Annotated in this window: 21 protein-coding genes; 18 read left to right on the top strand and 3 right to left on the bottom strand. The window is 51.8% G+C overall.

The genetic code is table 11. The features are described 5' to 3' along the window. Nucleotides 1-156 precede the first annotated feature (156 nt). From BLT01_RS06780 to BLT01_RS06760, 5 genes are all read left to right on the top strand, one after another. A complete protein-coding gene (locus BLT01_RS06780) occupies nt 157-3,924 on the top strand; it encodes a S8 family serine peptidase (RefSeq protein WP_245696887.1) in 3,768 nt (1,255 codons plus the stop codon). Between the two features lie 255 nt (nt 3,925-4,179). Beyond that, the gene (locus BLT01_RS06775) at nt 4,180-4,866 is read left to right on the top strand and encodes a hypothetical protein (RefSeq protein ID WP_092096171.1); all 687 of its coding nucleotides are present in this window, start codon (nt 4,180-4,182) and stop codon (nt 4,864-4,866) included. Between the two features lie 105 nt (nt 4,867-4,971). Further along, the gene (locus tag BLT01_RS06770; RefSeq protein ID WP_092096168.1) at nt 4,972-6,375 is read left to right on the top strand and encodes an alanine/glycine:cation symporter family protein; all 1,404 of its coding nucleotides are present in this window, start codon (nt 4,972-4,974) and stop codon (nt 6,373-6,375) included. 89 nt (nt 6,376-6,464) lie between these two features. Next, entirely contained in the window at nt 6,465-7,784 is a 1,320-nt protein-coding gene (locus tag BLT01_RS06765; RefSeq protein ID WP_092096165.1) for an NAD-dependent malic enzyme, read from the top strand. Nucleotides 7,785-7,822: 38 nt separating this feature from the next. Continuing rightward, nucleotides 7,823-8,530, top strand: a complete 708-nt coding sequence (locus BLT01_RS06760; RefSeq protein ID WP_092096162.1) for a glucosamine-6-phosphate deaminase — start codon at nt 7,823-7,825, stop codon at nt 8,528-8,530. 59 nt (nt 8,531-8,589) lie between these two features. Here the strand turns inward: BLT01_RS06760 and BLT01_RS06755 are convergent, their stop codons facing one another. Continuing rightward, entirely contained in the window at nt 8,590-9,144 is a 555-nt protein-coding gene (locus tag BLT01_RS06755; protein ID WP_092096159.1) for a hypothetical protein, read from the bottom strand. A 185-nt stretch (nt 9,145-9,329) separates the two neighbouring features. Here BLT01_RS06755 and BLT01_RS06750 point away from each other — a divergent pair, with 185 nt between their 5' ends. After that, nucleotides 9,330-10,367, top strand: a complete 1,038-nt coding sequence (locus tag BLT01_RS06750; RefSeq protein ID WP_092096156.1) for a glycosyltransferase family 4 protein — start codon at nt 9,330-9,332, stop codon at nt 10,365-10,367. Nucleotides 10,368-10,534: 167 nt separating this feature from the next. Here BLT01_RS06750 and BLT01_RS06745 read toward each other — a convergent pair whose 3' ends face one another. Together BLT01_RS06745 and BLT01_RS06740 are read right to left on the bottom strand one after the other, a co-directional pair. After that, a complete protein-coding gene (locus BLT01_RS06745; protein WP_092096153.1) occupies nt 10,535-11,515 on the bottom strand; it encodes an LCP family protein in 981 nt (326 codons plus the stop codon). 121 nt (nt 11,516-11,636) lie between these two features. After that, complete coding sequence (locus BLT01_RS06740) at nt 11,637-12,269, bottom strand: YigZ family protein (protein ID WP_092096150.1); 633 nt, start codon at nt 12,267-12,269, stop codon at nt 11,637-11,639. Between the two features lie 123 nt (nt 12,270-12,392). On the opposite strand from BLT01_RS06740, the gene BLT01_RS06735 reads away from it, so the two are divergent. The 12 genes from BLT01_RS06735 (at nt 12,393) to ftsX (ending at nt 25,028) form a co-directional block, all read left to right on the top strand. Beyond that, the gene (locus tag BLT01_RS06735; RefSeq protein WP_092096147.1) at nt 12,393-13,571 is read left to right on the top strand and encodes a sensor histidine kinase; all 1,179 of its coding nucleotides are present in this window, start codon (nt 12,393-12,395) and stop codon (nt 13,569-13,571) included. Then, nucleotides 13,568-14,242: a response regulator gene (locus BLT01_RS06730; protein WP_092096144.1), complete on the top strand. Its 675-nt coding sequence runs from the start codon at nt 13,568-13,570 to the stop codon at nt 14,240-14,242. Before BLT01_RS06735 ends, BLT01_RS06730 begins: the two co-directional genes overlap by 4 nt. A 160-nt stretch (nt 14,243-14,402) precedes the next feature. After that, nucleotides 14,403-14,984 (top strand): Cif family virulence factor, encoded by a 582-nt coding sequence (locus BLT01_RS06725; protein ID WP_176765071.1) that lies wholly within the window; start codon nt 14,403-14,405, stop codon nt 14,982-14,984. Nucleotides 14,985-15,081: 97 nt separating this feature from the next. Further along, nucleotides 15,082-15,921: a DegV family protein gene (locus tag BLT01_RS06720; protein WP_092096138.1), complete on the top strand. Its 840-nt coding sequence runs from the start codon at nt 15,082-15,084 to the stop codon at nt 15,919-15,921. A gap of 90 nt (nt 15,922-16,011) precedes the next feature. Continuing rightward, nucleotides 16,012-17,373 carry a DEAD/DEAH box helicase gene (locus BLT01_RS06715; protein WP_245696884.1) on the top strand — a complete coding sequence of 454 codons (1,362 nt, stop codon included), beginning with the start codon at nt 16,012-16,014 and terminating at the stop codon, nt 17,371-17,373. A 67-nt stretch (nt 17,374-17,440) separates the two neighbouring features. Next, nucleotides 17,441-17,983 carry a ComF family protein gene (locus tag BLT01_RS06710; RefSeq protein ID WP_125903314.1) on the top strand — a complete coding sequence of 181 codons (543 nt, stop codon included), beginning with the start codon at nt 17,441-17,443 and terminating at the stop codon, nt 17,981-17,983. A gap of 98 nt (nt 17,984-18,081) precedes the next feature. Continuing rightward, nucleotides 18,082-18,651: a ribosome hibernation-promoting factor, HPF/YfiA family gene (gene hpf, locus BLT01_RS06705; protein WP_092096132.1), complete on the top strand. Its 570-nt coding sequence runs from the start codon at nt 18,082-18,084 to the stop codon at nt 18,649-18,651. Between the two features lie 208 nt (nt 18,652-18,859). Then, nucleotides 18,860-21,370: a preprotein translocase subunit SecA gene (gene secA, locus BLT01_RS06700; RefSeq protein WP_092096130.1), complete on the top strand. Its 2,511-nt coding sequence runs from the start codon at nt 18,860-18,862 to the stop codon at nt 21,368-21,370. A 72-nt stretch (nt 21,371-21,442) separates the two neighbouring features. Further along, a protein-coding gene (prfB, locus tag BLT01_RS06695) for a peptide chain release factor 2 (RefSeq protein ID WP_125903322.1) occupies nt 21,443-22,544 on the top strand; the annotation gives its coding sequence in 2 pieces (ribosomal slippage) (nt 21,443-21,514 and nt 21,516-22,544; 1,101 coding nt in all). A gap of 275 nt (nt 22,545-22,819) precedes the next feature. Next, a complete protein-coding gene (cccB, locus tag BLT01_RS06690) occupies nt 22,820-23,188 on the top strand; it encodes a cytochrome c551 (RefSeq protein ID WP_092096127.1) in 369 nt (122 codons plus the stop codon). Between the two features lie 276 nt (nt 23,189-23,464). Further along, nucleotides 23,465-24,154 carry a cell division ATP-binding protein FtsE gene (gene ftsE / locus BLT01_RS06685; RefSeq protein WP_092096124.1) on the top strand — a complete coding sequence of 230 codons (690 nt, stop codon included), beginning with the start codon at nt 23,465-23,467 and terminating at the stop codon, nt 24,152-24,154. Beyond that, on the top strand, nt 24,144-25,028 hold the full coding sequence (gene ftsX, locus BLT01_RS06680) for a permease-like cell division protein FtsX (protein ID WP_092096121.1): 885 nt from the start codon (nt 24,144-24,146) through the stop codon (nt 25,026-25,028). The genes ftsE and ftsX overlap by 11 nt, the downstream gene beginning before the upstream one ends. Nucleotides 25,029-25,038: the final 10 nt, after the last annotated feature.

Here is a 25,038-nt window from a genome sequence, read left to right as displayed (position 1 = left end):
ACCGCCAAGCTTATTTGTGTAGGTCAAATTACCTAAAAAATATCGCAATAGATACTTCTGGCATATTCCTGTTTTTTGAATATAATGATAAATTCATAATTGCCACTCTATCAGCGAGTGAAAATTTGGGGTTATAAGGGGGAAAATGGCTTGAAAATGATGAAGCGGGCATTGCTTCTGGCACTCGCGTTCGTCCTTTCATTCAGCGCAGCTGCCTTCGCAGCGGTTCCGTCGGCAGGAAATTTGCCGACTTCGGGCAAGCTGGCGCTGGAAAAGCCTGCGCCGAAACTGCCTGAACGGCTGGAAGATCCGGAAAAGCCGGAGGAAGAGGTGCGGGTCATCGTCGAGTTAACTGAAAAACCGGCGATTGAGGAAGCGACGAACAGAGGAGTCCTGTATAAGGACCTGACCAAGTTCCAGAAAGAACAAACGCAACAGAAACTGAAATCGGCACAGCAAAATGTGCTGAAAAACGCGAAGGCAAAAGCTCCGAGCATGCAAGTGAAAAACCGGTTCACGACGGTGTTCAACGGATTCTCGGCTAATGTGAAGGCGAAAGAAGTGAAGGCGCTTTCCGGCCTGAGCGGCGTCAAGGCGGTCTATGAGACAACTGAATACGAACGGCCGGCAGAAAAGCCTGAAATGATTTCTTCCAAGGATCTCGTACAGGCCCAGCGATTCTGGGAAGAGTACGGATTCAAGGGAGAAGGCATGATTGTCGGCGTCATTGATACCGGCATGGATCCAAAACATCGTGACATGGTGCTCACGGATCCGGCCACGGGCGAACTGACGAAAGCGGAAGTCGGGAAAGAACTGGCCGCGGGTACCCTGCAGGGCGGGAAATACTACACCCCAAAAGTTCCGTTCGGCTACAACTACATGGATGAAAACGATATCATCGGCGATATCGCGCCGGATGCCTCCATGCACGGCATGCACGTGGCCGGAACCGTTGGGGCAAACGGTGATGAGGAGAACGGCGGTGTGAAAGGGGTCGCCCCTGAAGCACAAATCCTCGCGCTTAAAGTGTTCGGCAACGATCCGGACTACCCATCCACATACGGTGACGTATACGTTAAGGCGATGGATGACGCCATCCAGCTTGGCGCGGACGTCCTGAACCTGAGCCTTGGTTCCACTGCCGGCTACGTCGATGAAACAAGCCCGGAACAGCAGGCGGTTTCCCGCGCTGTCGAAAATGGAATCTTGGTTGCCATTTCAGCCGGCAACTCCGCGCTCTTCGGGGATGGTTACTTCTACAACTACGTGGAAAACCAGGATTATGGGGTTACAGGGTCTCCGAGTGTCTCGAAGGATTCTCTCGGGGTTGCTTCTTTTGAGAATGACTACGTTCGCTCGATGAGCTTCGGTTACTCGATCGGCGGCGGTGAAGAACAGCGGAGCGGATATCTGCTCGCAAACGACGTTGATCCGCTTGACCAAAAACAAAAGACATTTGAAATCGCGGATGCCGGATTCGGTCATCCGGAAGACTTCGAAGGCAAGGACTTCACGGGTAAATACGCTCTTATTTCAAGAGGTGACATTCCCTTCACTGAAAAAGGGCTGAATGCACAAGCTGCCGGTGCAACCGGTGTCATCATCTACAACAATGCACCTGGAACGATCAACATGGCGTCCGACCCGGCGATCCGAATTCCATACATGTCAATCCTGCAGACAGATGGAAAGGTGATGTCAGAGGCAGCAAAGGCCGGTGAATCGGTGACGGTCACATTTGACGGTGAGTATGCCGATACGCCAAATGCCAAAGCAGGCCAGATGAGTGACTTCACGTCTTGGGGGCCAACGCCGAACCTGGACTTCAAACCGGAAATCACCGCTCCTGGCGGCAACATCTTTTCAACACTTGAAAACAACCAGTACGGAATTATGAGCGGCACATCGATGGCTGCTCCACACGTGGCGGGCGGAGCAGCGCTCCTGTTCGAACGCGTTGATGAAGAGTTCGGCCTGACTGGCCGCGAACGTTCCGAATTCGCCAAGAAACTCCTCATGAACACGGCCAATCCGGTCGTATTCGATGAAGAAAACGGCGATTACGTTTCTCCCCGCCGCCAAGGCGCCGGTCTGATGCAGCTTGCCAACGCGCTCCATACGGATGTCATGGTAACCGACTCGGCGACCGATGAAGCAAAAGTGGCGCTGAAGGAAATCCATGACAACTCGATCACCCTGTCGCTCACAGCTGAAAACTTCTCTGATGAAGACAAGACATATCACGTTTCTGCAGCAGTCCAGGCAGACCAGCCGGTCAATGCCGGTGGTACTCTTGTGACGGCATCCAACCTCATCGGGTCTATGGTCCTGACAGAAGAAGTGGCCATTGATGCTCCTGAGACCGTAACTGTGCCAGCCGGAGGCACAGCGACAATTGATGTCTCGATTGACCTTTCGAGTGTGGATGATCTGAAGTCGATCTTCACGAACGGCTACTTTGTGGATGGTTACGTTTTCCTGGAAGATCCGAATGAAGACATCTCGGGCAATGTTCCGCTTTCTGTACCGTTCTTCGGCTTCAGCGGCGGCTGGGATCAAGCGCCGATCTTCGACCACTTTGCGTGGGACGGGCGTACTTATTGGGGCATGACGTCACTGGCGGATGAACAGGGCTACCTGATTACAGGCGGAGGAGATCTTGATGATACCTTCAACTCTGATCGCTTTGGCTTCTCGCCGAACGGCGACGGTATCCGCGACGAGGTAACACCGGTCTACTCGCTGCTCCGCAATGCCAAGCAGATGGAAGTGAACGTCCTTGATACGGAAGGAAAGAAAGTCCGTACAATCAGGACGGCTGCTGATCTCCGTAAACACTATGCAAACAATCCGGCAAGCGGGCTGCTTCCATACACGTACAGCATGAATTATGCATGGGACGGCAAGATCAACGGCAAGCCCGCGGAAGACGGCCAATATTACATCGAGCTCAAGGCGGTCATCGACTTTGAGGGTGCTGAATGGCAGTCAATCAAGTTCCCTGTAAAAGTGGACACAGTGGCTCCTGAAGCAGACTTCTCCTACAATCCGGAAACCGATGTCGTCACTGCAGGCGGCTTCTCGGACGAGGGAACAGGCGCGGACGTCTGGGAAATCATCTTAAACGGCAAGACTGTCGAGACGCTGCCAATCAGCGAGACCGCATTCGAGATTGCAGCTGATCAGGACGACGAGCTGAAAGCACGGGTTTACGACGCGGCAAAGAATGTGTCAGAGTACGACATTTCCACACAACCAGCAGAACAGAACCGGCCAGTGATCTACATCGATGAGCCGACTAACTTCTCCGTTTATGATACGAATGAAGTCACTGTTAGCGGCCGCGTGGAAGATGAATCCGCAATCGCTTCCGTTACGGTAAACGGAGAAGCTGTATCTGAGTTCGATGGCACAAACTTCTCACACACCATCACTTTGGAAGAAGGATTCCAGACGGTAAAGGTGGGCGCTACAGATGAGCATGGCAATGAGATGTCAATCGCCCGCAGGTTCTTCGTCGATGCGACAGCAGCACAGCTTTCGATCAACTCGAAGCTTCCTAAGAAAACTGAACAAGAATCTCTTACCGTACAGGTCCATGTGAAGGATCTTTTCGATGACATCCGACTGTATGTGAATGACAGCGAAGTGTTCGCCAATGATCTGAGCGAACCTTACGGCAGCAAAAGCTTCGATGAGACAATCGAAGTGGACATCCCGCTCGTTGAAGGCAAGTTCGATTACACATTCAAAGTAGTCGATCTCGGCGGACACGAAACCACTGAGACAGTCACCATCGAACGGAAGCCGCCAAAAGGCGAGACGCCGGGAACGGGCAAACCTGATAAACCGGGCAAACCCGATAAACCGGGCAAGCCAGCAAAACCGGGAAAGCCTGAAAAACCCGGAAAGCCTGAATAACAGCTGATTTTGAATGATAAAAGCGGGCCACTCTGCGACAGGAGAGTGCCCGCTTTTGTATGCCAGGGAACGATAGAATAAAATAAACCAAAGACCGTTAAGTAAAAAGAGAACAACACTCTACTTTCAAAACACTGACGGCATACGGTTTCTGACAACCGATTGCACGCAAGGCCTGTCTGGGCTTTGCAGTGCCGTTTCGGTCTCCCGGATATCGGGTACTTTTAATGTACGACCCGACAGGAGGGAAACGATATGAACGATGAATTTGATCCGAAGCAAAACAAGCGCCCGTTGGAAGACGCCCATTACGCAGGTCAGCCTAAAGCGGCCGGTCCGTTCATGGAAACCGGACGGACCGATCCGCCATCACCGGAACTCGACGGAGATCTGACTAGCGCGACCATGCCGTCCGACGCACTGCTTGAAGACAATCTGCATCCTTCTGAGCAGCGCGGCTTCTACAATGCGGAAGATCGTGAAGAAGCGGTCAGGGAAGGCAGGCCGGCAGAAGACGGCCATATCGGGGAGGCACAGCCTGATGAACGTCTCGCGGGTACCGGAGGCGACCGTGATGGTTATGATACGTTCCGTGCTCCGGACAATGGCGACAGCAGTGTTGTCGGTATCGACGATGGCAGCGTGAACTCCTCAGGAATCGGACGTGCGCCTGATGAGGGATCTGTCAGCATCGGACCTGATGCCAGAGAGTTCAAGGAGGAACAGTTGGACCGGAGCAGCAGCAACGCTGCTTCGGGTGGCAGGATTCCCGATGAACTGGTAAATGAAAACGGTTTTGACGGCGGGGTGCCCGCCCCCGGTGCGGACCCTAACCTGGGGCCTGCTCCATTCGGAGAGGAAGTGGAACCGGTCATTGACAATTATGAGTCCAATGTCACACGTGACCGGATTGATGAGCGGCACAGAGAGCGCTTTCTATAAGTTGATAGAGGGATGGCGGCTGCCGATCAAGGCAGCCGACCTCTCTTTTTACATAGAGGGAAAGTGGGCCAAACGGCCAATACATAAGTGGAAGGTGAACGTGAAATGTTCCAGGAAGCGCTAGAATGGATTGTTGGTAAAGGAAATGACCTGCTTTGGTCATATGTCCTGGTTTATGTCCTGCTCGGTGTAGGGATATGGTTCACGATCAGGACGAGGTTTGTACAGGTACGGCTGTTCGGGGAAATGCTCAGATTGATCACTGAGAAAAAAGACAACAAAGACGGGATTTCTCCCTTTCAGGCATTTGCCATCAGCGCCGCATCGCGTGTCGGGACAGGGAATGTGACCGGCGTCGCATTGGCGATCGGAATCGGAGGGCCGGGTGCGGTGTTCTGGATGTGGATGGTTGCCTTGGTCGGAATGGCGACCGCTTTTATCGAAAGTACATTGGCACAAGTATATAAAGTAAAGGATGGTGATACGTTCCGCGGCGGCCCTGCCTATTACATGGAGAAAGCCCTCGGAAACCGGCCGATGGGAATTGTCTTCGCCATCCTGCTGACCCTTTCATTCGGATTCATCTTTAATGCGGTCCAAGCCAATACCATCAAGGAATCGTTCAGCAGCGTGTTCGCCATCCCCGACTGGGCAGTCGGTCTTTTGCTGATCGGACTTTCCGCAGTGGTTATTTTCGGCGGGGTCAGGCGGATTGCGAGTGTCACACAGTTCCTGGTGCCGATTATGGCAGTGATTTATCTGGTGGTCGTCCTGGTTGTGCTCGTCCTTAATCTCGATGAAGTGCCGGCCATGTTTTCTCTCATCATTTCAGAAGCATTCGGACTTCGTGAGGCAACAGGGGGAGCAGTAGGGGCTGCCATCATGCAAGGCGTCCGGCGGGGGCTGTTTTCCAACGAAGCGGGAATGGGGAGCGTGCCGAATGCCGCTGCCACGGCCAGTGTTTCCCATCCTGCCAAACAGGGCCTTGTGCAGAGCCTCGGTGTGTTTTTCGATACGATCATCATCTGCTCGGCAACCGCATTTATGATCATTCTGGCAGGCGTCTATGACACGGCGGAGCAGGAAGGGATTGTCCTCACCCAGGCTTCTCTCGATGCGCTCGTCGGTTCTTGGGCCCCTTATTTCATTGCCGTCTCGATTTTCTTCTTTGCCTTCAGTTCAATTCTGGGAAATTACTATTACGGTGAATCGAATATTGAGTTCATCAACGCCAACAGGAAATGGCTGACGGTATATCGGTTCGGTGTTCTTGGCATGGTCATGTTTGGTTCTCTGACACAGGTCCAGCTTGTCTGGAACATGGCTGACCTCTTCATGGGAACAATGGCCATCATCAACCTGATTGCGATTCTGCTCCTCGGTAAAGTGGCTTACAAAGTGCTTGGTGACTTCATGGCGCAGAGACGCCAGGGGCTGAATCCTGAATTCCATGCATCATCTGTGCCAGGACTTAAAGGAGCTGAATGCTGGGAAGACAAAGGTCGGTGAGCATTGGGAAAAAGAGGCTTCCGGTTTACGTTGCGGGGACACAATAGTAAAATGAGGAGGCACTGTTGCATCAGGAGGGAAACTCATCAATGGAATATAGCGTCATCAGAAACCTTATCGTCGAAATTCCGCAAGTGCCGGGGAATTTCGCAAAAGTCGTCTCTGTGATCGGTTCTGAACTGGCTGATCTCGGAGACATTGAAACATTGAAAATCGGGACCCATTCAACGATCCGGGACATTTCTGTCCAGTTTGAAGACGAAGCACATATTGAACGTGTCGTTGAAAAAATAAGCCAGCTTGGCGGGGGCATCATGATCCATGCCGTATCGGATGATGTACTGAAAGCCCATGAAGGAGGGAAGATCCACATGGGCAGCCGGAGGGAAATCCGTTCCCTCGGTGACCTGCGCCGTGTTTATACACCAGGAGTGGCGAACGTCTGCAAGGCGATCGAGAAGGATCCCGAGCAAGCCCACTACTTTACGGGCATCGGCAATACGGTCGCAATTGTCACGGACGGGACTGCCATCCTGGGACTCGGTGATATCGGTCCGGTCGCAGGAATGCCGGTCATGGAAGGGAAAGCCGCCCTGTTTGATCAGTTCGTCGGCATCAGCGGTGTTCCGATTCTGCTCGATACGAGTGATCCGGATCAAGTCGTTGAGACGATTAAGCACATCCACAAAGGATACGGCGGGATTCTCCTCGAAGATATCGGGTCTCCCCATTGCTTTGAAATTGAGGACCGTCTAAAGGCGGAGCTTGATGTCCCGGTGATGCACGACGATCAACACGGCACGGCCGTTGTCACGCTCGCAGCAATTCTCTCAGCCTGCCGGACAGCCGGTGTCGACCTCGCGAAAGCAAAGGTCGGCCAGATCGGCCTTGGCGCGGCGGGGCTTGCCATCTGCAGGATGCTATTGGCTTACGGGGTGGAAGAAGTGTATGGCAGTGACTTGAGCCAGGATGCGAGGGACCGCCTCCGGAAAAGCGGAGGAACCGTCGTTTCTACTGTCGATGAAATCATGGAGAACAGCGATATCGTCGTAGCCACTACAGGCGTGCAGGGCCTGATCAAGAAAGAGCAGGTCAGGGAAGGACAGATTATCCTGGCATTGTCCAACCCTCATCCGGAAATCAGGCCGGATGAGGCGCTGGAAGCAGGAGCGGCTTTCGCGGCGGATGGCCGTCTCGTCAATAATGTGCTTGGATTCCCTGGTATCTTCAGGGGTGCTCTTAATGCACGGGCGAAAGAAATCACCTATCCGATGCTGATTGCCGCTGCTCAGGCGATTGTTGACAGCACGCGCGAAGGCGACCTTGTCCCGCATCCGCTTGATCCGAACGTGCATGTGGCTGTGACCGAAGCGGTTGAGCGGGCAGCGAACACCGGATTGGCTCAATAACGGTCCCACGCGGACCAGACAAAAAGGACGTGAAGCATATGGCAAACATTCGGTATGTGAAAGTGGCGGACAAAAAAGAGGCAGCGGAAGTTGTCCTCGAGCGGATGCGCGAGGAATTGGCTGGCGGCCTGGAAGTGCTCGGACTGGCGACGGGAAGCACGATGGAGCCGATTTATGCGGCATGGGCCGATTCGGATCTGGACTTTTCGGATGTCACCTCGTTCAATCTGGATGAATATGTCGGCTTGGGCCCTGACAATCCGAACAGCTATGCCTGGTTCATGAACCATCATCTGTTCAGCAGGAAACCGTTCAAGGAAACGAATATTCCTGACGGCAAGGCACACAACCTCGAAGAAGAATGCGAGGAGTATGAGGCCCGTCTTCGTGGTGCGGGCATCGACCTTCAGTTCCTCGGCGTCGGCGAAAATGGCCATATCGCTTTTAACGAACCGGGCACGCCGTTTACGTCCATCACTCATTTGACTCAACTTACGGAATCTACACTCGGCGTCAACAGCCAGTATTTTGAAGACCGGTCCGCGATTCCTGAAACAGCATTGACTATGGGGATTTCCTCGATTCTTTCAGCGAAGAAAATTATTCTGATCGCCTTCGGTGAGAAAAAACGGCATGCATTGGAGCAGCTTGTCAAAGGCGAAGAAACGGCTGAGTATCCGATTACTGCGCTGTTAAGACATCCGGATGTCACCATCATTACCGATTTGGACAACCTCACAGCTTGACCAAAAGGATCCCGCAAGCAACCATTGCCTGCGGGATCCTTTTGGATTGGGGCTCAGTCTCAGAGTCGCGGATGTTCCGGTCCTTGCGGATCATCGAGGAAATTATCGACCGGCTCCTGTTCTTCATAACGGGACCGCCGTTCACTGTCACTGAGCATGTTGGCTTCGTTGCCGTCATAGCGCCCTGTCGGATCGCCGTAAACGGCCTCTGTCCCATAGTCGGCGCGGCTCCCTTCGGTCACATCTTCGACGGCCGCATCATCTCCCGCAGCACCCAGCTCCGTGAAGTCGGAAACCGGCTGCTGCTCTGAGTAGCGGGATGCCCATTCCGGAGCCGTTTCCTGCTCATTGGAAGCCTGGCTGCCGAAATCAGGGACGGCATCAAGCTGCGCGCCGTTCTGGTATTGGTTTCGTGACTGAAATTCAAATTCACCGGCTGCATGCTTCCGGTCCTGGTTGCTCCATTCACTGCTATCGTGATCATGCCCTGAATTCCCATCCGTCCGCGTCTCGAGATGTTCTTTTATATCACCGAAAATCTCCTTTGTCTTTCCGGCCAGCTCTTCTAGGGAATCTTTAGCTTTGTTGATGAATTCCTGATTGTCTTTTCCCATCAGAAACGCCTCCTAATTGAGATTGTTTTAATAACAGTTCCCCAATTTTGTACTGCCGAAACGGCAACTGAAACTTTTCGCGAATGTATTCGTCTATTTACAAGGAGTTAACAATGGGTTAACATTTCAAGCAAAGTGGTATAATTAATTCGAATGTTATAGCGGTTCGCGGGAGGCAGGTAAAAATGATAATAGCAGTACTGGTAACGCTGATCGCGGTATTGCTGTACACTCCGCTTGTAAAACGGTTGGCCGTTTTACTGGGAGCTATAGATAAACCGAATTATAGAAGAATTAATACTCGTAATGTTCCAAGGCTTGGGGGACTTGCGATTGTAGCAGCCTTTATGACCGGGTTGCTGATAGCGAAACCGGCTAACGAGGATCTCCTGCCCATTTTGATTGGTGCCTTGGTGATCACCATTGCAGGGGTGCTCGATGATTTGCTGGATATCACAGCCAAGGCAAAGCTATTCTTTCAATTTATCGCAGCCGGCATTGTAATCATATTCGGCGGTCTTCATATCGAATTTATTAATCTGCCTTTCGGAGGCCAGTTGGATTTTGGTTACTTGAGCATCCCGTTGACCTTTCTATGGATTATCGGGATTACTAATGCAATCAATCTGATTGACGGTCTGGATGGTCTGGCTGCCGGCGTGTCAATGATCGCCTCCGGCACATTGGCAGTGATGGCAGTCATCATGCAAGATTCGTTTGTTGTTGTCATGGCAGTTCTGTTGGCTGTATCCTGCGGCGGTTTTCTGTTTTACAACTTTTATCCCGCCAAAATATTCATGGGTGACTCGGGTTCGCTGTTCTTGGGGTACATGATCTCTGTACTTGCATTGCTGGGCTTCAAGAATGTCACGATCATCTCGTTGGTCATCCCGATCCTTATTCTTGGGATCCCTATACTCGATACACTTTTTGCTATCATCCGCAGAGTCAAGAACAATCAGCCGATTTCAGCTCCGGATATGTTGCATCTCCACCATTGCCTGATTAATACCGGGTTCTCGCATCGCCAATCCGTGCTGTTGATTTATGTTGGCTCGATTCTGCTCGGCGGGGCGGCCATCTTATTTTCCCAGGCAACGGTATGGGGAGCTTTGGTGATAACGGTCATTATCCTTCTGGTAATGGAGCTTATTGTGGAAACATTGGGGCTGGCAGGCAAAAATTACCGTCCAATACTTGGATTGGTCAGGCAGAGGAAATAATAGTTACACAAAATGCTATAGCCTCATTCAGGCAAAAGGATGACCCCGGTTTATGCCGGGGTCATTTTTATATAGTAAAATTCCGATTGATCCATAGGCATAAAAAAACGGGCCACGGAATTTAGATAATCCGTAGCCCGGGATTGTACAATCGCTTTGATCCATGATCACGGCTGAGTCTCGGCAGGTGTATCCAGTTCAAGGTGGCTCCGTAAATTGGCGGATAGAGTTTGAAGGGACTCTTCATCGAGTCTCCAGTAATACACTCCGGTCGAGCTATCGTCGTAACCCTCAAGTGTATAAGTGTCTATCATAGGAGATCCGTTATTTAAATAAGCGATCATCGCTTTCATGTCATTAAACGACAAGTCAGTCGTCATGTTGTTTCCTAATGCATCAATGACTTCTCCGTACTTACCGACCGAAGAAACCGAAGCTGCTTTTTCTATCATGGCTGTCAGGATCATTTGTTGGCGCTTGCCTCTTTCAATATCGTTGTCGGCCTTTCGTGTTCTTGCCAGGGCAAGCGCATGACGTCCGTCAAGGTTTTGGAGACCCGGTTTAAGGTGGATGGTCTTTTTATCGTTTTCGTCCAATTCAACTCGTTCATACGGAACATCCACTGTGATTCCGTCCAGAGCATCTACGACATCAATAAACGCATTGAAATTCATTTTTACAAAGTAATCGACGGGGAGATCAAGCAGTTCCTCAACAGTTTCTATCGAAGCATCCACCCCTCCGAAAGCATGCGCATGAGTGATTTTATCCTGGTAGCCGACTTCAGGAATGTATACGAGCGAATCTCTCGGAATGCTTAAGAGCTTAATGCTCTTGTCATTATTGTTTAAAGTCGCCAACATCAGTGCGTCTGATCGGCTATTCATATCACTTCGGGTTTCACTATCATCCACGCCGATAAACAAGATGGAGACATTATCCTTGTAGGGCTCGATCTGTTCTTCTCTCAAAGCTGAGCCATCCCTGGCATGATAGGCCTGATTTGCAGCGTTTTGAGCTTTTTTGTATAGATAGAATGTATAAGTGCCGGCAAAAAGTAAAACAGCTATGCCCAGAATTCCCAACACTTTATAAAGTGTTTTCTTTTTGGGAGCATGCTTTCTTTTTCTGTATTCTTTTCTTTTCATTAATTTGCCTCCGGGAAAGTCAGAGTTTACGGACTTCATTTACCCTTTAACTACTCTGCTAAAATTGCCAATCCCACACATTATACTATTTGCAAACCCCTTCGTAAAATAGAAAGTTGATTTATACGTCGAACTCCAGAAATTCTTTTCGCTCCAATCCGACAGTGGCCTGGCCGTTTGTCAGATTCGCGATCCATTCGCGGAATTTGTTTTCTTCTTCGGCTGGCACATAGACAAAAGCCGACACGGATTCGGCATAGTCCAGGCGATCCAATGGATAAGGCGACAAATGAAGTTCGTTTTCGACTTTTCCCAGCCAAGTGTAATCAATTGTCACTTCCATGAGGTGATGCAGACGCCGTTCGACAATTCCTGTGTGGTTCAGCGTCTCGGAGACCGTACTGCCGTAAGCGCGGATCAGTCCTCCGCCGCCAAGCTTGATGCCGCCGAAATAGCGTGTCACGACCACGACGGTGTCTTTCAGGTTTTGTTTTTTCAGCACTTCAAGCATCGGCACGCCGGCTGTGCCGCTCGGTTCGCCGTCATCATTGGCCTTTTGGATCTGATCATGTTCGCCGATCAGATAGGCGGAGCAGTTATGTGTGGCTGAGTGGTGTTCTTGTTTGATCCGCGCGATAAATGACAACGCTTCTTCTTCCGTTTCGGCACGTGCGATATGGCCGATAAAGCGGGATTTTTTTATATTGAGTTCGCTTTCTCCGTTTCCCTTCACAGTGCGGTAATCGTCTCTCATGTCATCGGCCTCCTTGCTGTAATGTATTTTTAATATATTTCAATTGCTGTAATGCTATAATAAACAGAGTCTAAACTCAAATGCCGGAAATTACCGGTTCCGGATGATGAGGGGATAGAGAAAATGCCTGTAGATAAAGTAGACATACATGCACTTGACGCCATTTTCAGCTCGATGGTCCGATCGCTTGACCAGTCAAAACATGATATCTTTATTATTAATGAAGAGAGCCGCCAACAGCTTGAAGAGCTGAAGGAAGACTTGAGAAAGACAGATGAAGAAATTTCCCGGGCAATAACAGAAGGGGAAAAGCTGTCGGCAGCTTCCCTGGCGGCGAGGGAAAAACTTCAGCATGTCTCCATCCATTTTGCTGACTATACAAATGACGAAGTACGTGAAGCATATGATTCCGCACATGAAGTGCAGTTGGAATTCATGCTGAACAGCACGAAAATCCGCCAGCTGACCGATTTGAAGCGCCATCTCGAGAACCGTGTCCGCACATACGAGGATTCGATGGAACGTGCGGATCATCTGGCCGGGCATGTGAACGTAGTGACCAAATATCTGACATCTGATCTGAAGGATATCGGCCCGGCACTTGAATCTGCCAAAATGCGCAAGCACTTCAGTATGAAAGTGCTAGAGGCTCAAGAGGAAGAACGGAAGCGCCTTGCGCGGGAGATCCATGATGGCCCTGCCCAGATGATGGCGAACCTGGTGATGCAATTGGGCCTTGTTGAGCGCGTATTCAACGACAAGGGCATGGATGCCGGGTTGGACCAGCTCAGTTTCACGAAAGAACTCGCCAGGCACACGCTTTCTGAAATCCGGCGAATCATCTATGATCTCCGGCCGATGGTTCTTGACGATTTCGGACTTGTGCCTGCGCTCAGCAAGTACGTGGAGAAAATGCAAGACTACCATCCGGATATGCGCTTTACCTTTGAATCAAACGGCACGAACGCCCGGATTCCGCAGGGAACCGAAGTGGCTGTTTTTCGTCTTGTACAGGAGGCCGTCACGAACGCAATCAAGCACAGCGGAGCGTATGTGATCGATGTCCGGATCGAGATCTGTGAAAACTGGATCAGGGCAAGTGTCACCGACGACGGGTCCGGGTTCGACCCGTCAGAGGCCGGGGATGCCTCATTCGGACTTCAGGGCATGACCGAGCGTGTGGCCCTCTTAAAAGGGGAATTTGAAATCCGGACGAAGAAAGGGGAAGGGACCGAAGTGATTCTGACCCTTCCGCATGAACAGCGCGCAACAGAAAAAGACGCAGGGGGGAAATCAGATTGACGAACATTATTATTATCGACGATCACCAGCTCTTCCGCGAAGGCGTGAAGCGAATCCTGGATTTTGAAGAAACATTCAATGTAGTAGCAGAAGGATCCGACGGGGAAGAAGTGATCGGACTCTATGAACAGCACCGTCCTGATGTTGTCCTGATGGACATCAACATGCCGGGAAAAAGCGGCATTGAAGCGACAGGCGAGCTGATGGCTGCCCATCCGGAAGCGAAGATCATCATCCTCTCCATCCACGACGACGAGTCGTATGTGACCCATGCGATGAAGACAGGCGCATTGGGCTATATGCTGAAGGAAATGGATGCAGATGCCATTGTCCAGGCCATCAAAGTGGTTGCGGCAGGCGGTTCGTATCTTCATCCGAAAGTCACAAAGAATCTTGTGGCTGAGTTCCGCCGTCTGAGTGCGAAAGAGCACCTTGGCTCATTTCATCAGGCCGAAATCCGGCGCCCGTATCACCTGCTCACGAAGCGGGAATGCGAAGTGCTTCAGCTTCTCACGGACGGACAGAGCAACCGCGCTATCGGAGAATCTCTGTATATTTCGGAGAAGACGGTCAAAAACCACGTCTCCAGCATTCTCCAGAAAATGAATGTCAACGACAGGACCCAAGCTGTCGTCACCGCCATCAAAAACGGCTGGGTGGAAGTTCGCTGACCAGATAAAACGACTGCCCGGACTAGTCCGGGTTTTTTGTTGCACTGAAATAAACATAATAGCCCGAACCTTTTCGCCACCGTTGCGTCAAGGTATCGGAACGTCAATCCTTTGCATCGGAATCCTTTCCTGTGCCAAACTAAGCGAGGAGGGAAACAACATGACAAAATTAAAATGGATCCTTGCTCCGGCTGCGGTTCTCCTGCTTTTGGCAGGTTGCAGCGATAAAGAGGACGGGAACACCAACTCAACTGATGAAAGCAATGCACCCGCCGGGCAGCAGTCAGCGATCGGCCATGGAGCGGAAGACGGGGCCATCGGATTTGAAATGACGGACGACGGCTCGATCGAGGAAGCAGCGGGCGTTCCGGCAAAAGAAAAAGCGGCCATTCTCGAGGTGTTTGACCGCTACATCAACACATTCAACAATGGAGAGATCGACGGCTATCTGGATATTCTCGCTACAGGCGAAGGCGCATATGATCCAGCCCAGGAACGGGCCGTGCTGGAGCAGATGGCCTCCGAATTCGCCAAAGTCGAGCGGACGCCGTCTGACATGACAATCGTCTCCTTTGAAGAAACGGAAGCGCAACTGTTCGCTAATATGGAAACGACACTCGTCGAAAAAGAGACCGGTGACTCCAAAACTGAAAAAGGGCGGCAGGTCACCGTGTTCACCAAGCAAGACGGCGAATGGAAGGTCAAGGAAATCTATTATGTCGGCAATGCGCCGGGGCAATGATTTTCTGGAGTCCGGGCGGTTTTCTCTGCCCGGGCTTTAAAATTGATTCCGTTTTTTGTCGGAATTTAGTAGAATGGGGACAACGGAGGTAGATAGAATGAAAACGGCCATCGTGACCGATAGCACCGCTTATTTGCCAGGCCCGGAACGCCATCGGCTGGGTATCCGGATGGTTCCGCTCAGCGTTACCATTGACGGGAAAGTCTACGAGGAAGAAGTCGGCCTCGAAGCGGACCGGTTCTATGATTTTGTGCGGGAAGGCGAACTCCCCAAAACTTCCCAGCCTCCGATCGGTAAATTTGCTGATTGTTTCCAGGCGTTGAAAAAAGAAGGTTTTGATGCAGCGGTCGTTGTCACACTTTCTAGCGGCATCAGCGGCACATTTACCTCCGCAGTTCAGGCCGGGGAACTTGTTGAAGGCTTGGATGTTCATGTGTTTGATTCCGAAATTGCCTGTATGCCCCAAGGATTCTATGCATTGAGGGCGGCAAAGATGGCCCGGAACAATGCCACGCCGGAAGCGATCATGACGGAACTGCAAGAAATGAAGAAATCCCTCCGTGCCTATTTCATGGTGGACGACCTTTCCCACCTGCAGAGGGGCGGCAGGCTTTCCGGCGCGCAGGCACTGATCGGCGGATTGTTGCAGGTTAAGCCGCTGCTGCATTTCAAAGATAAAGTGATTGTCCCGTTCGAAAAAATCCGCACACGCAAAAAAGCGATGAATCGAATTGCTGAACTGCTTGCCCAAGATGCTGGCAAAGGCCATCTTGAAGCGGCCATCATCCATGCAAACCGCGCTGAAGATGCTGAAGCGTGGCGGGAGGAATTGAGCCGGAAATTCCCGGACGTTGAATTTGTAGTCAGCTATTTTGGCCCTGTAATCGGCACCCACCTGGGGGAAGGCGCGATGGGTCTCGGATGGGTGAAAAAGTGACCGTTCCTGCGGTCATTTTTTGAGGATTGATGGTTCGGAAAATTCTGACCGGAGAGGTGTGAAATTGCTATTCAGGATATACAGGAATTCTTGCAGGGCCGCATTTGGTTACGGGAGCTTCTGCCATTTGGACAAGGTGCGGTCACCGAGCTGATCAATGATGGCCTTATCGGGACGATACCCGGCGTCACAACAGTCAGGAAGTGGCACGGGGCAATGATCTTCCGGTGCAATCGCTGCCTTACGGAGAATCCCCGTCATTTCCATGCATACAACTGCAGGAAATGCGGAAGAATCTGCCGATATTGCCGGCATTGCCTGAACATGGGACGCGTGGCAGAGTGCGATGAGCTGCTTTATTGGTGCGGTCCCGACCGTCCGTCTTCCGGCAGTGTGGAACTGACATGGAAGGGCCGGCTTACCCCTCTGCAGGAACGGGCCGCTGCAGAGCTGCAAGAGAGCCTGCTTGCCGGCAGAAGACACCTCCTTCACGCCGTATGCGGGGCAGGCAAGACGGAAATTCTGTTCAGGCCGGTACACCGGCTGCTGTCGGAAGGGAAGCGGGTATGCATCGCCACACCACGGACCGATGTGGTTCTGGAACTTCTGCCAAGATTCACAGAGGCGGTCGGCGGCTCGGTCATTCACGGACTTTATAGCGGTTCCGGCGAGCCGGAGGGCTTTCCCGGGCTCATTATTGCGACAACGCATCAGCTGTATCGTTTCAGAGAAGCATTTGACGTTGTGATCGTTGACGAGGCGGACGCATTCCCTTACTCGTATGACAAAACTTTGCGTCAGGCTGTCAAGAAGTCACTTAAAGCCGGAGGGGTGCTCGCCGTCGTCACGGCGACTCCTTCATCCGCCATTTTGTCGGAAATCGGAAAAGATGGCGGCAAGTCTGTGATTCCCGTGCGCTTTCACGGGTATCCGCTTCCGGAGCCCCGCTCTGAGCCGCTTTTCGGTTACCGAAGAAAGATTTCATCGGGAAAATTACCGGAGCGATTGAGAGTCTGGACTGAAGAGTGCCTAAAGAAGAAAGCACCTTTTCTTGTATTCTTTCCTTCCGTCTCCCTCATGGAAAAGAGTCTCCCGCTTTTCTCCCATCTTGATACTGGGATCGGTGCAGTGCATGCATCGCATCCGGACAGGCGCAGCCTCGTCCTGGCATTGCGTGAGGGCCGGATTCCCGGACTTCTGACGACGACCATCCTGGAGCGCGGGATCACGATTCCCAGGCTTCAGATCGCCATCGTCGGTTCGGAAAATGCAATATTTGACCGATCGGCCATCATTCAGATCAGCGGTCGTGCAGGAAGGTCATCGGAGTATCCCGGAGGGGACGTCGTCCTGTTCCACCATGGCATCACGCCAGAGATGGATTCGGCGGTGCGCGAAATCAGACAGCTGAACAGGGAAGGGGGAAAGCTCGTTGGAATGCCTGCTCTGTAACAGCCCGGTCTCCAGGCCGCCTACATGGACCGGGTTGTTCTCTGACCGTGGGAAAAGCGGCATTTGTGTGCCATGCCAAGCAAAGTTTGAACCGGATGGCCGCAGGCCCCCGCTCGAAGACTGGAAGGGGACGCCATATGAAGGAGCACTGGATGCCGCTATTTCTCTGTATACCTACAACGATGCAATGAAAACTTACCTCCGCCAGTATAAATTCCTCAAAGACGCGGCGCTGGCCGCCGTTTTTTCAGACAAGCTCCGGGAGGTGCCCATCCTGAAAGGGCGTACGGCGGTGCCGGTGCCGATGCATCAGGAACGGCTTGCGGAGCGCACGTTTCCGCAAGTGGAGGAACTGCTGGTGCAGGCTGGAATTCCGTTTGTCCAGTTGCTTGAAAAGACAACGGCCCGGAACCTTGGCCGGCTTGGCCGGAAGGAACGGATGGAATCTGAGCCGCTGTTTACCTTGTCGGACGGTGCCGAGGTTTATCGGGCAGACTATGTCCTCGTCGACGACCTGTACACGACCGGAACAACACTTCACCATGCAGCCCATATTCTGAAAAAATCCGGAGCCCGCTCGGTCGCAGCCCTGACGCTGATCCGCGCGTAACTGCCACCGATTCGACAAAACCGGCTTTGTTTTTTAAAGGGATATCGGGGGAAGATATAGAATAGAACATAGTATAGCCTGACAAAGGAGGAGTTCATATGCTGAATTTCAATATCCGTGGGGAAAACATCGAGGTCACGCCTGCTATCCGCGAGTACACGGAGAAGAAAATCCAGAAACTCGAACGGTATTTCACGGATGAGGTGAATGCGACGGCGCATGTCAACCTGAAGGTGTACAACGACCGCCATACTAAGGTGGAAGTGACAATCCCCATGAAGAACCTGACCCTCCGGGCAGAAGAACGGAACTCCGATATGTATGCGGCAATCGACCTGATCACCGATAAGCTCGAACGCCAGATCCGGAAATATAAGACAAGGGTGAACCGGAAATTCCGTGAGCGGGAAGGTGTGGCATCCTACTTTGCGACCGTGACGGAAGGAAACGAGACGGCAGCCGCACAGGAGGACACTGACACGGAGTTTGAGGTCGTGCGGACCAAACAATTCAGCCTGAAGCCGATGGACCAGGAAGAGGCCATCCTCCAGATGAACATGCTTGGCCACTCGTTCTATATTTTCACCGATGCCGAATCCAACGGCACGAACATCGTGTATAAGCGGAAAGATGGGAAATACGGCCTCATTGAAACGGAAGTCGAATAACCCTCCATGCCCACCAAGGCCCGCCCCTTCGGCGGGCCTCTTTTTTGATCTTGAACAATTGTTAAAAGCTCTGACAGCAGTAGATGGGTGCTTTGAATACGGCTTTTTAACAGGGTGTGTGCCTGATCTTGCACCTTTATCCGGATGTTTGCAACAAGAACACGGCGGGTGTTAAAATGGACTTTGAGACTAGTTAGGAAGTGACGACATGCTAGGCGTTTTAAATAAACTGTTCGATCCGAACAAGCGGGATGTCAAGAAGCTTGAAAGAGTTGCTGATGCCGTTGAATCTCATGCCACTGAAATGGAACTGCTTTCGGATGCCGAGCTTCAGTCAAAGACATTGGAGTTCAGAAGCAGGATTGCATCAGGCGAGTCGCTTGATAAAATCCAGCCGGAAGCGTTCGCTGTCGTTCGTGAGGCGGCACGCCGCGTAACCGGCATGTTCCCGTTCCGCGTCCAGATTATGGGTGCTGCGGCCCTGCATGACGGGAATATCTCGGAAATGAAGACCGGTGAGGGAAAGACGCTAACTTCCACGATGGCTGTTTACTTGAACGCCCTGGAAGGCAAAGGCGTTCACGTTGTGACGGTCAACGAATACCTCGCAAGCCGGGATGCCGCAGAAATGGGTCAGATTTATGAGTTCTTGGGCCTGACAGTCGGCCTGAACCTGAACAGCATGGACAAAGATGAGAAGCGGGAAGCCTACCAGGCAGATATCACGTACAGTACGAACAACGAACTGGGCTTCGACTACCTTCGTGACAACATGGTCCTCTACAAAGAAGAACGTGTCCAGCGTCCGCTCCATTATGCAGTCATTGACGAGGTCGACTCGATCCTGATCGATGAGGCAAGGACGCCGCTGATCATTTCCGGACAGGCCGAGAAAAATGCGAGGCTCTATATCCAGACGAACGCCTTCGTCCGTACACTCAAGAAAGATGAGGATTACTCATACGACGAGCAATCGAAGGGCGTCACGCTCACCGAGGCAGGCATCGAAAAGGCCGAGAAAGCGTTCCAGATCGATAACCTGTTTGATCTGAGCCATGTCCGCCTGAATCATGCAATCAACCAATCGCTCAAAGCGCATGCCAGCATGCACAAAGATGTCGACTATGTTGTGGAAGAGGGCAAGGTCGTCATTGTCGACTCGTTTACCGGCCGATTGATGAAAGGCCGCCGTTACAGTGACGGCCTGCATCAGGCGATTGAGGCTAAGGAAGGTCTCGAGATCCAGAATGAATCGATGACAATGGCGACGATCACGTTCCAGAACTTTTTCCGGATGTATGACAAACTGTCCGGGATGACCGGTACGGCCAAGACCGAGGAAGAGGAATTCCGGAACATTTATAACATGAATGTCATTGTCATCCCGACTAACAAGCCGGTGATCCGCGACGACAGGGCAGACCTGATCTATGCAACGACCGAAGGAAAGTACAAAGCGGTCGCGGAGGAGATCAAGCAACGCCATGAAAAAGGCCAGCCGGTTCTGGTCGGCACGGTGGCGATCGAGACTTCCGAGATCATTTCTGCCTATCTCCGCAAATATGGCATTCCGCACAATGTGCTGAACGCGAAAAACCATGAGCGGGAAGCGGAAATCATCACGGAAGCAGGCGAGCGGGGCGCGGTCACTATTGCAACGAACATGGCAGGCCGCGGTACCGACATCAAGCTCGGCGAAGGTGTCCGCGAAGCGGGAGGCCTCGCGGTCATCGGTACGGAAAGGCATGAATCGAGACGGATTGATAACCAGCTCCGCGGACGTTCCGGCCGCCAGGGAGACCCGGGGATTACTCAGTTCTACCTGTCGCTGGAAGATGAACTGATGCGCCGTTTCGGCTCCGATAACATGAAAAACATGATGTCACGGCTCGGAATGGACGATAACCAGCCGATCCAGTCGAAGATGGTTTCCCGTGCGGTTGAATCTGCCCAGAAGCGGGTAGAGGGCAATAACTTCGATGCGCGGAAGCGACTGCTTCAGTATGACGATGTCCTGCGGCAACAGCGCGAAATCATCTACAAAGAGCGAAACGATGTGCTCGAGACCGATAACATGCGCGAACTTGTCGAATCGATGATCGACGACGTCATTGAGCGTACGGTCCCGATGTATACCGGGGATGTGAACAGTGAAAACTGGAATCTGAAAGGCCTGGAAGATTATCTGGCAGCCAATCTGCTTCCGGAAGGCGCGCTGACGGTTTCGGATATGGAAGGCCTGTCACAGGATGATCTGATCGGCATGGTCAAGGAAGCTGTCAGGAAGCGCTATGACGAGAAGGAAGAAGAGATGACGCCGGACCGTATGAGGGAATTTGAGAAAGTCGTCCTGCTCCGCTCCATCGATAGCAAGTGGATCGACCATATCGACGCAATGGATCAGCTGCGCCAGGGGATCCACCTCCGTGCATATGGCCAGAACGATCCGCTGCGCGAATACCAGAACGAAGGATTCCGGATGTTCGAAGACATGGTCGATGCGATCCGCGACGATGTTGCGAAGTACGCGATGAAGGCGGAGATCCGTCAGAACCTGCAGCGCGAAGAAGTTGCAAAGGGAGAGGCCGTCAATCCGAAAGAAGATGGCGGCGAAGTGAAGAAAAAGCCGATCCGCAGAAAAGTGGCCGTCGGCAGAAATGACCCATGCCCTTGCGGCAGCGGAAAGAAATTCAAGAATTGCCACGGCAGCACGGCGTAATGGCCCGGACGGTTCAATGCCGTTTCGCATGACCTGAGTGCAGTCCGATATATTTAGGAGGAATTCATGATGATGGAACTTGCAGACGCACGAAATCAGCTCGATACTACAGCCGGGAAACTGGCGGGCTTCAGGGGGTCTCTTTGACTTAGAAAACAAAGAGGCACGGATTCAGGAACTTGATGAGCGCATGCTCGAGCCGGGTTTCTGGGATAATCAGGATGAAGCGCAGAAAGTCATCTCCGAGGCAAATGGCCTAAAGGACGTCGTGAACGAATACCGGCGTCTCGAAGAGAACCAGGAAAACCTCGAAATGACACTGGAACTGCTCCGGGAGGAAGATGACCCGGATCTCCACGCGGAACTTTCGGATGAACTCCAGTCGTTCAGTGAAGATCTGGAGGCATTCGAACTCGGGATGCTGTTAAGCGAGGAGTATGACAAAAACAACGCCATTCTTGAGCTGCATGCGGGCGCTGGCGGCACGGAGTCCCAGGATTGGGCTTCGATGCTCCTTCGCATGTACACCCGTTGGGGCGAAAAGCGCGGTTATAAGGTGGAGACGCTCGACTACCTGGCTGGCGACGAGGCCGGCGTCAAGTCGGTCACGATCAGCATCAAAGGCCATAATGCATACGGTTATCTGAAAGCCGAAAAAGGAGTGCACCGGCTTGTCCGGATTTCGCCGTTTGATTCTTCGGGCCGCCGCCATACTTCGTTTGTTTCGTGCGAAGTGATGCCGGAGTTCGATAACGAAATTGAACTGGATATCCGTTCTGAAGACTTGAAGATCGACACATACCGTTCAAGCGGTGCAGGCGGACAGCACGTCAACACGACCGACTCCGCGGTCAGGATCACGCACCTTCCGACCAAAACGGTGGTCACCTGCCAGTCAGAGCGCTCGCAGATCAAGAACAGGGATCAGGCGATGAAGCTCCTGAAGGCCAAGTTGTATCAGCTGAAAATCGAGGAGAAAGAACAGGAACTTGCCGAAATCCGTGGCGAACAAAAGGAAATCGGCTGGGGCAGCCAGATCCGCTCCTATGTCTTCCATCCATATTCGATGGTCAAAGATCACCGTACAGACACGGAAACAGGCAATGTCCAGAACGTCATGGACGGGGAAATCGACTTGTTCATCAACGCTTACCTGCGGTCTCAGCTTTCCTGAAAAACCTCAGGGGGTTGCATCTGAAAAATCGGAGGCGCACCATTTCGGTGCCGCCTCCGTTTTTTTGTTTATGCCTGTTTGGCGGCTATAGCGGCTGATTGTTATTACACCGAATGATGAACTCTGAGTCTTTCTGATTGATTAAAGCACAATTAATTCCTCCGAATTCATCCCTTTGTCACGAAAATCCGAGAAGGACCGGCCTTTCATGTTTGAAAACAGGACGGTTTGGTATACTAATGGAGAACACATGTCGAAACTGGAGGGATCAGAGAATGAAAAAGAAACTCTTGGCAATGCTGTTCGGTTCTGCACTCATTCTGGGTGCCTGCGGAGGCGGCGGAAATGACACAGCCGACGACGCAACTGATACAGGCAAAGACAACACAGCCACAGAACAATCCGGAGGAGAAAGCGCATCGGGCGTCGACCCTGAACAGGTCGTCCAGCAAAAATGTATTTCCTGCCACGGTGAAAACCTTGAAGGCCAAGGGAACTTCCCGGCACTAAATGATGTCGGCTCCCGCCTTTCGGAAGATGAGATTCACGATATCATCGAAAATGGTAAAGGTGCTATGCCTGCCGGACTCGTCCAAGGCGAAGAATTGGACGCTGTCGCTAAGTGGCTCTCCGAAAAGAAATAATGCATGTTGCCGTTTTCCCGGACTATCCGGGAAAACGGTCTTTTTTATTGTTCTCGTCCATTCCTACAAGTGAAGTGTATGTTCTGTTAATATTCTGATTTTATCCATTTCCCCATTATCTGCCCTTTTCTCCTGTCAAGCGTCAAGAATCCACTTGTATCAATGATTTCTGTAGTCAAAATGAAATATACTTGTAATAATATAAGAGTTTTATAGTGTTATAATGAGCGTGCCGCAAAATTTTGGCCCGTGTTTAGGGCGTAAGGTGATTTTTTTATGATTAAAATGAAAGACGTTTACAAGAAATATGCGAATGGTGTCGTAGCAGCAAACGGACTGAATGTCAGCATCTCGCCTGGCGAGTTTGTTTATGTCGTCGGACCGAGCGGTGCAGGGAAATCGACATTCATCAAGATGATGTATCGTGAGGAAAAACCGACATCTGGAGAAATATATGTCGACGGGACCAACTTGGCTACTCTGAAGAACAGAGAGGTTCCGTACATCCGGAGGAAAATCGGTGTTGTTTTCCAAGATTTTAAATTGCTCCCCAAACTGACGGTATTTGAAAATGTCGCTTTTGCGATGGAAGTGATCGAGGCACCGGCTGATACCATACGGGACCGGGTGACAGAAGTGCTTGACCTGGTCGGGCTGAAGTCAAAATCCCGCATGCTTCCGACGGAACTGTCGGGAGGAGAGCAGCAACGGGTCTCCATCGCGCGCTCAATCGTCAACCGTCCCAAAGTGGTCATCGCCGATGAGCCGACAGGGAACCTGGATCCCGAAACCTCCTGGGGGATCATGAATGTATTTAGGGACATCAATGAACAATTGGGGACAACCATCGTCATGGCAACCCATAACAAGGATATCGTCAACCGGATCAGACACCGGGTCATCGCCATTGAGGGCGGTCTGATCGTCCGCGACGAAGCGGAAGGGGCATATGGCTATGAAATTTAGTACCCTCCGCCGCCACTTCCGTGAAAGTTTCAAATCGCTCGGCCGGAACGGATGGATGACCTTCGCATCGGTCAGCGCGGTGACAGTCACGCTGCTTCTCGTCGGCGTGTTCGTGGCCATCATGCTGAATCTGAACAAAATCGCGGATGACCTGGAACATGACGTCGAAATGAAGGTTTATGTCGAACTTGCGGCAGACGAAGCCTCGACAAAAGCTCTGGAAGATCAGATCAGTGAGACGCCGGGCGTCGCGGAAGTCATTTACTCGACCCGCGACCAGGAGCTGGACCAGATGATCCGGGACTTCGGTGAGGATCTGAAGCTTTACGAACAGAGCAACCCGCTCCGTGAGGCATTTTACGTGAAAGCATCAGATCCGCAACAGACGGCGAAAGTCGCCCGGACGATTGATGAGTACCCAAACACTTATGAAGTGGTCTACGGGGAAGGCAAAGTTGAAAAACTGTTTGATTTCCTGAACTTTGGGCGTAACGCCGGCCTGGTTCTGATCCTTGCCCTTCTCTTTACTGCGATGTTCCTGATTTCCAACACAATCCGCATCACGATTGTGGCGAGAAAGACCGAAATCGGAATCATGAAGCTGGTTGGAGCTTCCAACAGCTTTGTCAGAATCCCGTTTGTCCTGGAAGGGATCTGGATGGGGATTCTCGGTTCGATCATCCCGATCCTGGCCGTCGTATTCGGTTATCTGAAGTTCTATGACTATGCGGAGCCCCGGCTCAGGGGAGAAATGATCCAGATCCTGGCGCCCACACCGTTCCTATATGTTGTAATCGGCATCCTGTTCTTTATAGGGGTATTCATCGGAATATGGGGCAGTTTCATGTCGGTGCGCAAGTTCCTGAAAGTATAATGAATCTTGG

It is taken from the genome of Bhargavaea beijingensis (assembly GCF_900101985.1).
Taxonomy (GTDB): Bacteria; Bacillota; Bacilli; order Bacillales_A; family Planococcaceae; genus Bhargavaea; species Bhargavaea beijingensis.
Note: the sequence above shows the minus strand (reverse complement) of the source record. Positions and strands in the feature narration are given on the sequence as shown.